Raw genomic sequence first — 14,172 nt, forward strand, 5'->3', positions numbered from 1 at the left:
TTATAAAGTTGCTGATAATTCCATTAAAATAGTACATAAAATTGCACCTACTGTGCCAATAGCATATCCAAAAACAGCTAATAAAACACCAACAGTTGCTAAAGATGGATGAAAAGCTTGTGCAACAATTGGTGCAGAAGCAGCGCCACCAACATTTGCTTGGCTACCAACAGATAAAAAGAAATAAGGTGCTTTTATTAATTTAGCGACTAATATTAATAACCCAGCGTGTATAGACATCCAAACAAGACCTATTGCAATTAAGCCTAAATTATCAAAAATCATTGCTAAATCCATTTTCATACCTATTGTAGCTACCAAAACATAAATAAAAATACTACCTAATTTACTTGCTCCGGCTCCTTCGTAATTTTTAGCTTTTGTAAAAGATAAAATAATGGCAACAATTGTAGAAATACTAATTAACCAAAAGAAAGATGAAGTTAAAAAAGTAAATATATTTCTCCATGTTTCAGAGTTTATACCAGATACTAAATTATCAAAAAAAGAAGCCAAGTAAGAAGATACAAAATGGCCAAAACCAACTGTACCAAAAGCAATAGCTAGCATAATCATAAAGTCTGTTAAACTAGGATTTCTTTTTACTTTTAAAGAGAAAGTAGACACTTTTTCTTTTAACTCTTCTATAGCAGTTGTATCTGCACCTAGCCATTTGTCTATTTTATCTTTCTTACCAATACCTATTAATAAAACGGCCATCCAGATATTAGCAATTACAATATCAACAAAAACCATTCCTCCGTATTTCTTAGGATTATATTGATAAATTTCTAACATAGCAGTTTGGTTTGCTCCACCACCAATCCAACTACCAGCAAGTGTAGAAAGACCTCGCCAAACAGCATCAAAATCAGATCCGCCAACAGTTTCTGGCGAAAAAATAGAAATTAATAATATGGCTATTGGCCCACCAATAATTACACCAACAGTTCCTGTAAAAAACATGATTAAGGCTTTAGAACCTAAGTTAAATATTGCTTTTAAATCGATACTTAATGTCATTAACACCAAAGCTGCTGGTAATAAAAAACGACTAGAAACATAATACAATTGAGAACTGTTTTTTACAGTTTCTCCAACAGCATTTGTAGTTTCCCATTCTGGAGAAATAATACCAAAAGTTGTAAATAAAGCAGGTATAAAATATGCCATAAACAAACCTGGAACAATTTTATAAAATTTAGGCCAAAAACCAGTTGTTTTAGATTCTGTGTAGAAAACAAATCCTAAAGAAATCATTAAAAGTCCAAAAACGATGGCATCGTTTGTCAAAAATGGTTCTGTCATTAGATATTAATTTTGTGTAATTTTTATGATGATATTTATAATATGATAAATGTAATAAAACCATTATAAAAATTGAGTGTCAATTATTATAATGGTTTTATTAAAGTAGTTTTAAGTTTTTATTTAATAAAATTTTACTTCTTTAAAAGGAGATATTTTAATACTTTCTGTAGAAGATTTATAAGTACTCCAATCATTTTTAAAGAAAGAATTTGTTTCTAAAACAGCCTTATTAAAAGCTTCTTTAAATTGATTTGTTAATTGTTTTTCGGTAGTTGTTTGGTTACCAAAACGAGAACTAATATATCTGCTTGCAGAACTAAGTCTTTGGCTAACTGTAACTTCTGCATTTCTAATAATACCTTGTCTTTTATCTATTTTACCTAAATAAATAGCTATTAAATCATCTATTTTCTTAATAATTTCTGTTGATGCTTTAATTTCTGCTTTGTATTTCTTTTTGTCTTCTTTAGATAAATCGGTTTTTATAGAAGTAGCTGTATTTTTACTTTCTACTAACTGTTTTACAATGTTAGCCATTTTTTCTTGATAAGTTTCAAGCTCTTTACTAGCAGTATATTTTTGATTGATAGCTTCATCAGAAATTTGTAATCTAGGATCAAATTCTACTTTTATATCTTGCTCAGAAATTACATCACCAAAAGTCATTTTTAGTTTATAAGTTCCTGGTTTTACAGAAACACCTCTTGGCTCTCTTCTAGACGGTCTAGTAGATCTAGATGCTCTTGCAACACCTTTTTCTCTTAATCCCCAAGAAGTTTTATGAATTCCGTTTTCTTTAGGCGCTTTCATTTTTAAAGTTCTTATCAATCTAGCTCCATCAAAAACTTCTAGTTGAATAGAATCGTATTTAATTTTAGCTTTTTTATCAACTTTTGGTTTATTAATATAATAAGAAATAATTGCACCGCCTCTTTTATTTTCTCCTTGATACAAAGCATCTGCTCCAAACCTGCTTGCAGTTGGTTGTTGTGTTGCTGCTTGGTAAGCAGTTGGAGGTGTAAATAATTCTAATTTTTTGTCATTAATATCTCCGTTTGCAATAGCTCTTAGCGGACGAATATCATCTAAAACCCAAACTGCTCTACCAAAAGTACCAATAACTAAATCATTTTCTCTTGGATGAATTACCAAGTCTTTTACAGGAACTGTAGGGAAACTATTTGTCCATTTAGTCCATTTGTTACCAGCATCAATAGAAATGTATAAACCATCATCTGTACCTAAAAAAAGTAAATTTTTATTTTCTGGATCTTCAATAATACTTAAAGTAAAACTTTCTACATCATTTTCATCAACAATACGTTCCCAAGTTTTTCCGTAGTTTTTAGTTCTGTATGCATACGGAGTATAATTAAAACGTCTGTAATCATTAGCAACTAAAAGAGCTTCTCCTTTATTTTTGTTCGATGCTTTTATTTGAGTAATCCAACTGTTTTCTGGTAAACCTTTTATGTTTTTAGAAACATTTGTCCATTCTTTTCCCCCATTTTTTGTAATGTGTACTTGTCCATCATCTGTGGCTGCCCATAAAACATCTTTTTCTAAAACAGTAGGTTCTATAACTAAAATAGTACAGTGGTTTTCTGCACCAGTTGCATCTAAAGTTAAACCACCACTTTCTGATTGTTTTAATTTTTCTGGATTATTAGTTGATAAATCAGGAGAAATAACAGACCAAGTTAAACCTTTGTCTGTAGATTTATGTACAAATTGGCTACCAAAATATAAGGTAGAATTATCAAAAGGATCTATATTAATTGCAGAGTTCCAGTTAAAACGTAATTTAACATTTGGGTCTTTGTGTGTTGGTTTTACAGAGTAGTTGTTTCCTGTTAGGTAATCAAACCTAGAAACAGAACCTTGTTGGCTCATGGTCCATCCGTAACGCGAATCATCTTTATCTGGTACTACATCAAAACCATCACCAAAACTAATTTCTTGCCAATAAGAATTTCTAATTCCTTGTGCTTTCCAAACATAAGCTGGCCCTCTCCAAGAACCATTATCTTGTAAACCACCATAAACGTTATAAGGATATTCGTTATCTACATTTATGTGATAAAATTGAGCAACGGGAATGTTTTCTATAAAGCGCCAAGTTTTACCACCATCTTTAGTAATGTTTAAACCACCGTCATTTCCATCCATCATAAATTTACCATTTTTAGGATGAATCCACCAAGCATGATGATCTGGGTGAATACCATTATTAGCACCATAAGCAGGCATTAGTTGGCTAAAGTTTTTACCACCATCTTCAGAAACATTTACATATGTAAAAACAGTATATAATCTGTTTTCGTTATCTGGAGCTACGTAAATTTCTGAATAATAAAAAGGTCGATTACCAATGCCTGGTTTGTCGTTTATTTTTTTCCATGTAAAACCGCCATCTGTACTTTTATATAAAGCATTTTTTTTAGCTTCTACCAAGGCATAAACTATTTCTGGATTACTAGGTGCAATTGCTACACCAATTCTACCTAATTCTCCTTTAGGTAAACCTTCTTTTTCTGTAATTTTTTTCCAATTATCTCCACCGTCATGTGTAATATATAAACCACTTCCTGTACCTCCAGATTTAAAAAACCATGGATCGCGTTTGTGTTCCCACATTGCGGCAATTATTTTATTAGGATTTTTAGGGTCCATAATTAAATCTGCAGTACCAGATTTATTATTTGTAAATAAAATTTGTTTCCAAGTTTTACCACCATCTGTTGTTTTGTAAACACCACGTTCTTGATGTTCTCCCCATGGAGATCCTATCGCGCCAGCGTAAACTATATCCGGATTTGTAGGGTCTATTAATATTCTGTGTATGTGTCTTGTTTTTTCTAACCCCATAGATGTCCAAGTTTTACCAGCATCTAAAGATTTGTAGATTCCGTAACCACCATTTAAACTATTTCTTGGGTTTCCTTCACCAGTTCCTGCCCAAATAACGCTCGGGTTAGATTGTTGTATTTTAACTGCACCAATAGAAGCAGTAACTTCTTTTTCAAAAATTGGTTCCCATTTAATTCCGCCAGAAGTAGATTTCCAAACACCACCAGAAGCTGTACCAACGTACATAATTTCTGGGTTGTTTTCTACGACATCAATAGCAGTTACACGGCCAGACATTCCTCCAGGACCAATGTTTCTAGGTTTCATGTTTTTTACTAAATCCATAGAAAACTCTTGAGAAAAGAGTAGGGAAGAAGTAAATAAAAAGACAAAAAAGTAGAGTTTTTTCATAATAGAGTAAATTTATTTGAATTTGAAGCCAACAATATACAAAATTGAAGATATCCATTATAAGTGAATGTTTTTTTTAACAATTGATATGTATTAATAAAAGAGGCTTATTTTTATATGTTTAAAGTATTTTACCGATCGTTTGGTAAATGATATTTTTATTATAATTTTGCAATATGAGGCCACAAAAAGTTTTAGATAAAGAAATACTAATTAGTCTAAGCAAAGTTTTTAGAGATAAAGGTTACGAAGGAGCTAGCTTACAGGAGTTAGCAGAAGCTACAGGATTAAAAAAAGCAAGTTTATATCATAGATTTCCAAAAGGAAAATACGAAATGGCTAAAGCTGTTTTTACCCATATTGATCATTGGGTTGAAGAAAATATATTTTTAACTCTAAAAAATGAATCTAACACTCCAGAAAAAAGACTAAAAGATGGGTTAACTAACATTAAAATACTTTATGATGAAGGAAAGGAAACCTGTGTTTTTAATTCGTTTTCAACACAAACGGGCTTGTCTTTATTTGAACAGAGTATTAAGAATAGTATGATAGAATGGATTAATTCTTTTACAGAAATAGGCCTTGCCTTAAACATACCTAGTAAAGAATCAAAAGAATATGCTTTAGAAACCTTAATAGAGATTCAAGGTAGTCTTATTGTAGCAAAAGGATTAAACGATATAAGTGTATTTGCAAAAACTTTAAAAAATATTGAATTAAAATATTTAAGAGGGCAATTATAAAGCTTATCTAACTAAGAATCACATTGTAAATTAAATCATAATAAATAAAACAATCAAATAAATAAAATGAAATTTATTTTTAAAACAACTATACTTTTATTATCAATAGCTATTCTATATCAATCTTGTACAGATGAATCTCAAGTAGAAAAAGTAGAAGAAACTCAAACAATATCTGCAGATTTAACCGAAAAAATAATTGCTTCTGCAACTTTTATTAACGATTATAATTTCTTTGTAAGTAATGCAGCAAAAACTAACTGTAATTTATTATCTATTACTAGTGGGTATTTTAACAATCCGGAAGGAGATTATTTTTCTTTTATTTTTTCGGGTACAGAATCATTAAATATGTGGCATACACAATATAATGAAGCTAAATTACAAGCCTTTAATGAAACAGGAGTAACCTTTTCTAATGATGACTTTTTTATAAGCTATATAAGTAACCCTACTGGGTTTAGCGGTCTATCAAAACGAGAGTCTATGTTAGATTACTTTGAAAATTGTGAATATGGTTTTGGCGACACCTCTGAATATGGTTTGGCTTTTTCTGATATTCCTTCTAATTGTGATATAAATACAGGAGACGTAACTGTTTTTATATACGATAATATAAGTGGTACAGGTGGTTCTGTTGATAATTTTACTACAACAAGTTTATTTTCTGTAGAGAATTTATTAGCTAATTACAATTTACAAAATAACACAAACTACGACTTAGAAAATCTAAAAATATATAGTATTCCATATCTTACTCCTAATGGAGAAGAGGTAGAACTTTATGAGACAAAATATTTGATAAATTATTTTGAAAACTGCATGCTTTCTAGAGATGCTTCTATAAATGATTGTTTAAACTTTGTATATCCATTAGAAATAAAACGTGCCAATTTACAGTTAAATGAAACTATAACGATAGAAAATGATGAAGATTTATTAGCTGTTTTTAGTATACAAGATGATGAGTTAGAGTTTGTGTATCCTATAAATTTAATAGATCTAGATGGGAATACTATAGAAATTAATACGAATGATTCTCTAGATGCTATTTTAGATGATTCTTATAATTATTGCCAATAGGTAATTGTATAAAAATTGTTATGCTTAATATTTAAAAAAGGAAAATTTTAGATCTTATAAAAAACAGTAATATTAAGCATAGCAAAAAAAGCACGCATTTACTCAATAATAAAAAGCTTTAAAAGATTGAAATGCGGCTTAACTTTACTCATCCTTATTTTTAGGTTCTCTTTTTGCTTCTTTTAATTTTTGCATAAGCATCCATTCGATTTGTCCGTTTGTAGAACGAAATTCGTCTGAAGCCCATTTTTCAATGGCTTTTATCATGTCTTCATTTATACGAAGTGCAAAAGCTTTTTTCTTTGCCATTTTTATTTTTTTACAAATTTTATAATGGTTTCTATTAGTTTTTCTGATATAGGATAATCTGCAGAAAAATAAGAAGCCATGTTGTCTGCGTCTTTTTCTATGTTTTTTAATACATGGTTCATATTTTCTATAATAACCAATTCTGATTTAGGATTTGCAGCATGCAATAATTTTGCATCTTCAACTTTTACTTGTAAATCTTTATCACCATTAATAATTAAAATAGGAATAGTTAATTCCTTAATTTTTTCTGTTGGGTTAATTTGCATCCAAGAATATAAAAAAGGTTGATTTTGTTTTGCAAAAACACTCATTAAAAAAGGGTTTACTGTTTCAATTTTACCTTTAGCTTTTAGAGTATCAAATTGTTGTTGAGCAGCTTCACCTAAAGTAGGATTATTTTTACCAACTTGTTTTACAATTGTTTTATCTATTGTTTCTCCTGCGCCGGCAAGAGAAATATATTTGTCAATATTTTTTGATGCTAACATAGCAACTAAAGAACCTTGACTATGACCAATTAAAGTAATTTCTGTAAAACGTTTATCATTTTTAAAATGAGATATTACAGTATCTAAATCTTTACCAAAATCAGTAAATTTTATGTTTTTAGAAAACGCCCAATTAGTTTTATTTGCTGTTCTTTTATCAAAACTAAAAAAAGCAATATTTTCTTTATTTACTGCATCTCTAATTTGTTTAACATAATTAGCGTTTACATTTTGCGCTGGTTGATTTCCGTTTCTATCTACAGGGCCAGAGCCGTGAACCCAAATAATTAAAGGCGATTTTTCTTCAATAAAAGTTAAGGTTCCTGGTAATTGAATTTTATTATTGTGTAAAGTAACTTCTTCTGTTTTTACCTGTGCAGTTGCAAGCGCAATATTTAAAGCATAAAATGTAACGTAAATTATAATTTTAATCATAGTAATTTATTTTCGTAAGTTTTTAGAACATTTATTGCTTCCGTTTTTTTCTGTGTACCTATTAATAGTTTTTCTCCATTTTTTAAATGAAGTTGAATACCAACATCACCAGAAACATTTATTGCTTTTCCTTTTTCGCTATTCCAAAAAGAAGCTCCTTTTAATCCCCAACCACCATATTCTCCTATAGGATCGTAGGTTCTAACTTTTACAGCATCAATCTCTTTCCATGTAATAGTTTTTAATGAAAAATGAAAAGGAAAAAACTGATAATGAATGCCAAATTCATCAATTCTTGTTATCAATTTAAAGAAGAAAATAATTGATACAGAACCTAAAACACCCACTAAAGTTATAATTAAATTATTGGTTGTCATTTTAGAGTTTTCCTCTAAGTATTCTTTTACAACTAGAGTAATTGGTACAATAACACTTACTGCTAAAAGTACAATTAGCCAAGTTTGTGTAAAACGTTGTTCTTCTTTAAAAATTTTCATTTTTAACGATTTTTATCTCTTTCTAAGATAATAGAATTCCAACCATTAGGAACTTCTTTTAAAACCCAACCTTCTCTAGCATATTGGTTTAACAAATCTTCAAAGTTTTGAGTTCTATTTCTAAAACCTAATTTTAACGTAACTACTTTATACTCTTTCATTATTCTGCTTTTTTACTTTTATTAGAATCGTATAAAATTCCAAATACCAGTCCTAAACTAATTCCGATTGCAATGTTATTTAATGCCGTTCCAAGAGCTACACCAATAGCTATGCCTATTGCAATTCCTCTTCCTTTTTTGTATGATTTTTCTTTACTCATTTTAATGACTTAGAGTACCTGCATTTACAACAGGAGAAGCTTCTTTATCACCACATAAAATAACTAATAAATTACTAACCATAGCAGCTTTGCGTTCTTCATCTAACTCAACAATATCTTTTTTATTTAATTCATCTAAAGCCATTTCTACCATTTCTACAGCACCTTGTACAATTTTATGTCTTGCAGCAACAATTGCGGTAGCTTGTTGTCTTTTTAACATGGCAGAAGCAATTTCATTTGCGTAAGCTAAATAACCAATTCTAGCTTCTAGAACTTCAATTCCGGCAATTGTTAAACGCTCATCAATTTCTTTTTCTAAAGCTTCAGAAACTTCGTTTACACTAGAGCGTAAAGTTATATCTTCATCATGTCCTTCATCAGCAAAATTATCATACGGATACATGCTTGCTAATTTTCTAACAGCAGCATCTGTTTGTACTCGTACAAAATTCTCATAATTATCAACATCAAAAGCTGCTTTGTAAGTATTTGTTACACGCCAAACTAGAATAGTAGAAATCATAACAGGGTTACCTAGTTTGTCGTTTACTTTTAAACGCTCGCTATCAAAATTACTTGCACGTAAAGAAATTGTCTTTTTTCTAAATAATGGATTTGCCCAATACAACCCGTTGTCTTTAATGGTACCAACATATTTACCAAAAAGCAAAATAACTTTAGAGGTATTAGGGTTTACTAAAATAAAACCAAAAAAACCAAAGAAACTTATAATTGCAGGAAGTATGTAAATGGCATTTTTTTGAATAAAAGCGAGTGCGATACTGCCAAAAAATAAAAGTAAAACAATTAATAACATTAGATAACCATTGGCAGGTTTAATTATTTTTTCTGATTTCATCGTGATTTATTTATATTGATATTAAAATGATATCACAAAGATATATTATTTTTGTGTTAATTTCCAAACATTTAGATAATTATTTTATATTTTCGCTCAGAATTAATATTATTATTTATAGATGAAAATTAAATTATTTTTAATGATTACAATGTTGTTTTTTTCTAACACATCAGAAGAAAAAGTGGCATTTTGGGGTAAAAATGGTCATAGAGCAACGGGGCAAATTGCAGAAAGTTTTTTAACAAAAAAGGCAAAGAAAAAAATTGATAAAATTTTAAAAGGCCAGAGTTTAGCTTTTGTGTCTACGTTTGCAGACGAAATAAAATCGGATAGAGCTTATAGAGAATATTCTCCTTGGCATTATGTAAATATGGATTTAGATCAGACGTATGAAGAGTCTGAAAAAAATCCGCAAGGAGATTTAGTAACAGGTATTGATACTTGTATTAAAGTTTTAAAGGATGAAAATAGTAGTGAAGAAGACAAGGTTTTTCATTTAAAAATGTTAGTTCATTTTATAGGAGATTTACACCAACCTTTACACATTGGTAGAAAAGAGGATAAAGGTGGTAATGATGTGCAAGTACAATGGTTTGGAAAAGGAACAAACTTACACAGTGTTTGGGATAGTAAAATGATTGATGATTATGGTATGAGTTATTCTGATTTAGCTGATAATGCTAAAGATTTATCAAAAAAACAAATAGAATTAATAGAACAAGGTTCAATAGTAGATTGGGTAAATGAAGTACATCAAATTTCTATTGAAGTTTATAAATCTGCAAAAATTGGAGAAAAATTAAGTTACAGATACAATTACGATCATTTTGAGACTGTAAGAACACAGTTACAAAAAGGAGGTATCCGTTTGGCTAAAGTTTTAAACGAAATATACGGATAATATAGCTTTTTTAAAAAAAAGTAAAACCTCATAAAATTTTTTATGAGGTTTTTTAATGTAATAAATTGGGGGAATTGATTACATATTTTTTTAAGAAACTTTACAAAATAACATTCTGTTATAGAGTGTTTCTATTTTAGTCATTATTTTCTTACAAAGAATAGAGGTTTTTGCATTAACCTCTATGGCAAGGGTTAAATTGTTATAATCAGCTATTTTTATATTAAAATATCCGTTAGGGAAGTATACAGTTAAAAAAGTAGTCTTTTCTTGTAGATAAAGATCAAATTCTGAAGAAATCCAATTAATAAACTGATTATAATTATCTATAGATTTAATAGATTCTAATTTAATTAGCTGAGTTTTATTAGAAAAATTGTTTTTGTTTTCTGTGTTGATATTAAATGACATGTTTTAGTAGTTTAATACTGCGTAATAGCGTTTTCTTTTTTTATAAACTCAATTAAACCATCTATAGGTTTTTGTATAAACTTACCAGCATTTAAACCTTGTTTTTTTAATTGATTAGAAATGTATTCTTGTCCATAAAAAGCTATTGAACCTACAAAATGAAGAGGCACAGTTTTTAACTCGTCAGTATATTGTAAGATGTGATTTTTAATAAAAAGATTAATTACATTATTTATTAAAGTTTCAATAAAAGAATGCTCTTTATTTTCAAAAACAAACGGAGCAAAACTAGCTAAGTATTTATTAGGTGTTTTAGATTGATAAAGTTTTTTAATTACTGTTTTTCCACTTAAATCATAATTGTTTTCAAATAGAGTTCTAAGCTCTTTAGGCATTTGTTTATTGTAATAAGACTTTAAAAGCTCTTTACCAAAATGATTTCCACTTCCTTCATCCATTACAATATATCCTAAAGAAGTAGATTTGTTTATAATTGATTTTCCATCGTAATAACAACAATTAGAACCAGTACCTAAAATACAAACAACGGCGGGTTTAGAGGTTGTGGCATAAACAGCAGCCATTGTGTCTTCTTCTACAACAGAAATTGCGTTTTCAAAGAACGAATTTAAAACAGAATGAACATTATTTTTAGTTTTAGAAGTATTACAACCAGCACCAAAAAAGTAGACTTTTTTTATATCTTTTTTATATTTAAGTAATATGTCATTATCAGATATAATGCTTTTTAACTCCTTCTTTTTTAGGATTGCAGGATTTAATCCTTTTGTTTTTGTGTTTAATTTTTTATCATTTAAGGTATCTAAAAGTACCCAATCACATTTTGTAGAACCACTTTCTGCAATTAGAATCATTTGTTTTATTTTTTTTTATAAAAATAGTATAGACCAAATGTTGGGTATAATTTATTCGACCAAAGACAAAGAAAAAGACATATAAAGCATTCATAAATTTATATAGCTTTAATTAAAAAGTCTTTTTATAAAATAGAATATTTGATGTTTTTTAGGTTTAATTAGTTAATTAAGAATTTATGTTTAATTTATTTGTTTTTAAGTTGCGTAAATTAAGTTTATTATAATGTTTATTAGAGTAGTATTATGGCTGTTAAATAAAGTGTATACTATTGTTTTAGTTTTTAAAATAAACCTGTTTAGGACTTATTAGATGTTATTGGTAGAATTTATTTTGGATATAGTTAGTACATTCTGTACATTTCCCAAGACTTTTAAACTAATTAAAAACTTAATCTAATATTTATGTCTACTACACTTGAGCAATCACCAAAAGCGGAAAAAAATACGCTTATACCTATAATTATTATTGCAGGGTTATTTTTTATCTTCGGGTTTGTAACTTGGATTAACGGAGCTTTAATTCCTTTTATGAAAACAATAAACGAACTTACAGATGCTCAGTCTTATTTAGTAGCATCTGCATCTTATATCTCTTTTGTGGTAATGGCATTGCCAGCATCTTATATTATTAATAAAGTAGGTTACAAACAAGGTATGTCTTTAGGTTTGGTAATTATGGCAATTGGTGCTTTAATTTTTATTCCTGCAGCAGAAGCAAGAACATATTGGTTATTTTTAGTTGCTATATTTATACAAGGTGCCGGTATGACGTTGTTACAAACAGCATCTAACCCTTATATAACAATTATTGGTCCAATAGAAAGTGCTGCAAAACGTATTTCTATTATGGGAATTGCTAATAAAGTAGCAGGGTCTTTAGGTTCTGTAATCTTTGGTGCAATCCTTTTATCTGGTATAGGCGATATAAAAGAAAAATTAAGTGTTGTTGATGATGCAGAAAAAGAAAGCCTTTTAAATACCATGGCAGATAGTGTTGTTACACCTTATATTGTAATGGCTGTTGTTTTATTTTTGTTAGGTATTTTAATTAGAAAAGCGCCATTACCAAATGTAGAAGCAGAAGAAGTAGAAGTTAATGATTCTGATGAAAAAGCTAAAACAAGTATTTTTCAATTTCCACATTTGTGGTTAGGTGTTTTAGCGTTGTTTTTATATGTTGGTGTAGAGGTAGTTGCTGGAGATACGATTATTTCTTACGGGATATCATTAAATATACCAGTAGAAGATGCTAAGTTTTTTACATTATTTACTTTAATGGCTATGGTTGCTACGTATATTTTAGGAGCTATTTTAATTCCGAAATACATGAGTCAATCTTTTGCCTTAAAAGCAAGTGCTATTTTAGGTATTGTACTTTCTGTATGTATTGTGTACACAACAGGGTTTACATCGGTACTTTTTGTTGCTGCTTTAGGTATTGCAAACGCATTGGTTTGGCCAGCAATTTGGCCTTTAGCACTAGATGGTTTGGGTAAATTTACAAAAACAGCATCTGCATTATTAATTATGGCAATTTCAGGAGGAGCAATTATTCCTCCATTATATGGTGCTTTGGTAGATAGTAAAAAAGAAACCTTACTTTCTGCGGGAGTAAATGAAATAAGTGCTTTGGCAGAAGCTTCTTCTTTTGGATATTGGATTTTACTACCTTGTTATTTAATCATTTTATATTATGCCTTTTTAGGGCATAAAGTTGGAAAAAAGAAAGCTTAACTTCTTTTAGTGTTTTTTGAATAGAAAATCATTAATAATCATTACGATTATTAATGATTTTTGCTTTTATAAACTAGCTTTTATCATTCTATCATTGCCAAATAAATCTTTTTTTAGGTTGATGTTTTTAAACCCTTTTTGTTCTAACATTTCTACCGTTTCTTTGCCCAAATATTGATTGATCTCAAAAAATAAAATTCCGTTTTTAGTAAGATGATTTTTAGCTAAATCTGCAATTTTTGAGTAAAATATTAATGGGTTATCATCATCTACAAACAAAGCAAGATGAGGTTCGTTTTGTAAAACATTATTTTTTATTTCTACTTTTTCTAATTCTCTAACATATGGAGGATTAGAAATGATAACATTAAATTGTTGAGGTAATTCTGTAGTTTTTAAAATGTCTTTTTCTATAAAATTGATATCAACCTTGTTTAATGTAGCATTTTGTTTAGCTATTTTTAAAGCTTCTATAGAAACATCAATTGCAGAAATAGTAACTGCATTTAAGTTTTTTGCTAATGCAATTGGTATACAACCTGTTCCGGTACCAATATCAAGAATTGCTAATTTTTCTAGATTTGTTTTTTGCAATTTTTCAACTTCAAAAATTATCCATTCTACTAATTCTTCGGTTTCTGGTCTAGGTATTAATGTGTTTTTATTCACCAAAAAAGGCAAGCTGTAAAACTCGGTATTACCTAATATATATTGTATTGGTTCTTCTTTTTTTAATCGATTAATAATGTTTTTTAATTCTGATAAAATTTCATCAGTAATTAAAAAATCTGGTTTTAAAACAGTGTCTATTCTTTGTAGGTTTAGTTTATCATTTATCAAAATAAAGAAAAATGAATCTATTTCTGTTTTTGGATAAAAGTTGGATAAGGCATCGTTAAAAAAAATACGAAAATCTTTAAGTGTCATA

General features: G+C 28.9%; 15 protein-coding genes. 4 read left to right on the forward strand and 11 right to left on the reverse strand.

Annotated elements, in window-relative coordinates:
• Both KI686_RS12090 and KI686_RS12095 read right to left on the reverse strand, forming a co-directional pair.
• The gene (locus tag KI686_RS12090) at positions 1-1,308 is read right to left on the reverse strand and encodes a DUF819 family protein (RefSeq protein ID WP_237589579.1); all 1,308 of its coding nucleotides are present in this window, start codon (positions 1,306-1,308) and stop codon (positions 1-3) included.
• Positions 1,309-1,431: 123 nt separating this feature from the next.
• Positions 1,432-4,572, reverse strand: a complete 3,141-nt coding sequence (locus tag KI686_RS12095) for a VPS10 domain-containing protein (protein ID WP_237589580.1) — start codon at positions 4,570-4,572, stop codon at positions 1,432-1,434.
• A gap of 176 nt (positions 4,573-4,748) precedes the next feature.
• On the opposite strand from KI686_RS12095, the gene KI686_RS12100 reads away from it, so the two are divergent.
• On the forward strand, positions 4,749-5,318 hold the full coding sequence (locus KI686_RS12100; RefSeq protein WP_237589581.1) for a TetR/AcrR family transcriptional regulator: 570 nt from the start codon (positions 4,749-4,751) through the stop codon (positions 5,316-5,318).
• Positions 5,319-5,384: 66 nt separating this feature from the next.
• The gene (locus KI686_RS12105) at positions 5,385-6,401 is read left to right on the forward strand and encodes a hypothetical protein (RefSeq protein WP_237589582.1); all 1,017 of its coding nucleotides are present in this window, start codon (positions 5,385-5,387) and stop codon (positions 6,399-6,401) included.
• A gap of 144 nt (positions 6,402-6,545) precedes the next feature.
• Here KI686_RS12105 and KI686_RS12110 read toward each other — a convergent pair whose 3' ends face one another.
• From KI686_RS12110 to KI686_RS12135, 6 genes are read right to left on the reverse strand one after another with little or no spacing between them, the layout of a single operon-like run.
• Positions 6,546-6,710 carry a type II toxin-antitoxin system antitoxin gene (locus KI686_RS12110; RefSeq protein ID WP_237589583.1) on the reverse strand — a complete coding sequence of 55 codons (165 nt, stop codon included), beginning with the start codon at positions 6,708-6,710 and terminating at the stop codon, positions 6,546-6,548.
• 2 nt (positions 6,711-6,712) lie between these two features.
• Positions 6,713-7,636 carry an alpha/beta hydrolase gene (locus KI686_RS12115; RefSeq protein WP_237589584.1) on the reverse strand — a complete coding sequence of 308 codons (924 nt, stop codon included), beginning with the start codon at positions 7,634-7,636 and terminating at the stop codon, positions 6,713-6,715.
• Positions 7,633-8,133, reverse strand: a complete 501-nt coding sequence (locus KI686_RS12120) for a hypothetical protein (protein ID WP_237589585.1) — start codon at positions 8,131-8,133, stop codon at positions 7,633-7,635. Before KI686_RS12120 ends, KI686_RS12115 begins: the two co-directional genes overlap by 4 nt.
• Positions 8,134-8,135: 2 nt before the next feature.
• Positions 8,136-8,294 (reverse strand): DUF4177 domain-containing protein, encoded by a 159-nt coding sequence (locus KI686_RS12125; RefSeq protein ID WP_237589586.1) that lies wholly within the window; start codon positions 8,292-8,294, stop codon positions 8,136-8,138.
• On the reverse strand, positions 8,294-8,455 hold the full coding sequence (locus tag KI686_RS12130; RefSeq protein WP_237589587.1) for a glycine zipper domain-containing protein: 162 nt from the start codon (positions 8,453-8,455) through the stop codon (positions 8,294-8,296). The genes KI686_RS12125 and KI686_RS12130 overlap by 1 nt, the downstream gene beginning before the upstream one ends.
• A 1-nt stretch (position 8,456) precedes the next feature.
• On the reverse strand, positions 8,457-9,317 hold the full coding sequence (locus KI686_RS12135) for an SPFH domain-containing protein (RefSeq protein WP_237589588.1): 861 nt from the start codon (positions 9,315-9,317) through the stop codon (positions 8,457-8,459).
• A 121-nt stretch (positions 9,318-9,438) separates the two neighbouring features.
• Here KI686_RS12135 and KI686_RS12140 point away from each other — a divergent pair, with 121 nt between their 5' ends.
• The gene (locus tag KI686_RS12140; protein ID WP_237589589.1) at positions 9,439-10,221 is read left to right on the forward strand and encodes a S1/P1 nuclease; all 783 of its coding nucleotides are present in this window, start codon (positions 9,439-9,441) and stop codon (positions 10,219-10,221) included.
• 90 nt (positions 10,222-10,311) lie between these two features.
• Here the strand turns inward: KI686_RS12140 and KI686_RS12145 are convergent, their stop codons facing one another.
• Positions 10,312-10,632 carry a hypothetical protein gene (locus KI686_RS12145; RefSeq protein WP_237589590.1) on the reverse strand — a complete coding sequence of 107 codons (321 nt, stop codon included), beginning with the start codon at positions 10,630-10,632 and terminating at the stop codon, positions 10,312-10,314.
• Between the two features lie 11 nt (positions 10,633-10,643).
• A complete protein-coding gene (locus tag KI686_RS12150; RefSeq protein WP_237589591.1) occupies positions 10,644-11,507 on the reverse strand; it encodes an N-acetylglucosamine kinase in 864 nt (287 codons plus the stop codon).
• Between the two features lie 405 nt (positions 11,508-11,912).
• On the opposite strand from KI686_RS12150, the gene KI686_RS12155 reads away from it, so the two are divergent.
• On the forward strand, positions 11,913-13,244 hold the full coding sequence (locus KI686_RS12155) for a sugar MFS transporter (RefSeq protein WP_237589592.1): 1,332 nt from the start codon (positions 11,913-11,915) through the stop codon (positions 13,242-13,244).
• Positions 13,245-13,310: 66 nt separating this feature from the next.
• Here KI686_RS12155 and prmC read toward each other — a convergent pair whose 3' ends face one another.
• Entirely contained in the window at positions 13,311-14,171 is an 861-nt protein-coding gene (gene prmC / locus KI686_RS12160) for a peptide chain release factor N(5)-glutamine methyltransferase (protein WP_237589593.1), read from the reverse strand.
• Position 14,172 lies beyond the last annotated feature (1 nt).

Origin of the sequence: Polaribacter sargassicola (genome assembly GCF_021991835.1) — a bacterium.
In the GTDB taxonomy this organism is placed as follows: Bacteria; Bacteroidota; Bacteroidia; order Flavobacteriales; family Flavobacteriaceae; genus Polaribacter; species Polaribacter sargassicola.

Excerpts from the sequence above, each read along its gene's own strand:
- KI686_RS12155 (WP_237589592.1), top strand. The coding sequence starts at position 11,913 with ATGTCTACTACACTTGAGCAATCACCAAAAGCGGAAAAAAATACGCTT.
- KI686_RS12110 (WP_237589583.1), bottom strand. The coding sequence starts at position 6,710 with ATGGCAAAGAAAAAAGCTTTTGCACTTCGTATAAATGAAGACATGATA.
- KI686_RS12150 (WP_237589591.1), bottom strand. The coding sequence starts at position 11,507 with ATGATTCTAATTGCAGAAAGTGGTTCTACAAAATGTGATTGGGTACTT.
- KI686_RS12135 (WP_237589588.1), bottom strand. The coding sequence starts at position 9,317 with ATGAAATCAGAAAAAATAATTAAACCTGCCAATGGTTATCTAATGTTA.
- KI686_RS12095 (WP_237589580.1), bottom strand. The coding sequence starts at position 4,572 with ATGAAAAAACTCTACTTTTTTGTCTTTTTATTTACTTCTTCCCTACTC.
- KI686_RS12090 (WP_237589579.1), bottom strand. The coding sequence starts at position 1,308 with ATGACAGAACCATTTTTGACAAACGATGCCATCGTTTTTGGACTTTTA.
- KI686_RS12105 (WP_237589582.1), top strand. The coding sequence starts at position 5,385 with ATGAAATTTATTTTTAAAACAACTATACTTTTATTATCAATAGCTATT.
- prmC (WP_237589593.1), bottom strand. The coding sequence starts at position 14,171 with ATGACACTTAAAGATTTTCGTATTTTTTTTAACGATGCCTTATCCAAC.
- KI686_RS12115 (WP_237589584.1), bottom strand. The coding sequence starts at position 7,636 with ATGATTAAAATTATAATTTACGTTACATTTTATGCTTTAAATATTGCG.
- KI686_RS12140 (WP_237589589.1), top strand. The coding sequence starts at position 9,439 with ATGAAAATTAAATTATTTTTAATGATTACAATGTTGTTTTTTTCTAAC.
- KI686_RS12100 (WP_237589581.1), top strand. The coding sequence starts at position 4,749 with ATGAGGCCACAAAAAGTTTTAGATAAAGAAATACTAATTAGTCTAAGC.
- KI686_RS12130 (WP_237589587.1), bottom strand. The coding sequence starts at position 8,455 with ATGAGTAAAGAAAAATCATACAAAAAAGGAAGAGGAATTGCAATAGGC.
- KI686_RS12125 (WP_237589586.1), bottom strand. The coding sequence starts at position 8,294 with ATGAAAGAGTATAAAGTAGTTACGTTAAAATTAGGTTTTAGAAATAGA.
- KI686_RS12120 (WP_237589585.1), bottom strand. The coding sequence starts at position 8,133 with ATGAAAATTTTTAAAGAAGAACAACGTTTTACACAAACTTGGCTAATT.
- KI686_RS12145 (WP_237589590.1), bottom strand. The coding sequence starts at position 10,632 with ATGTCATTTAATATCAACACAGAAAACAAAAACAATTTTTCTAATAAA.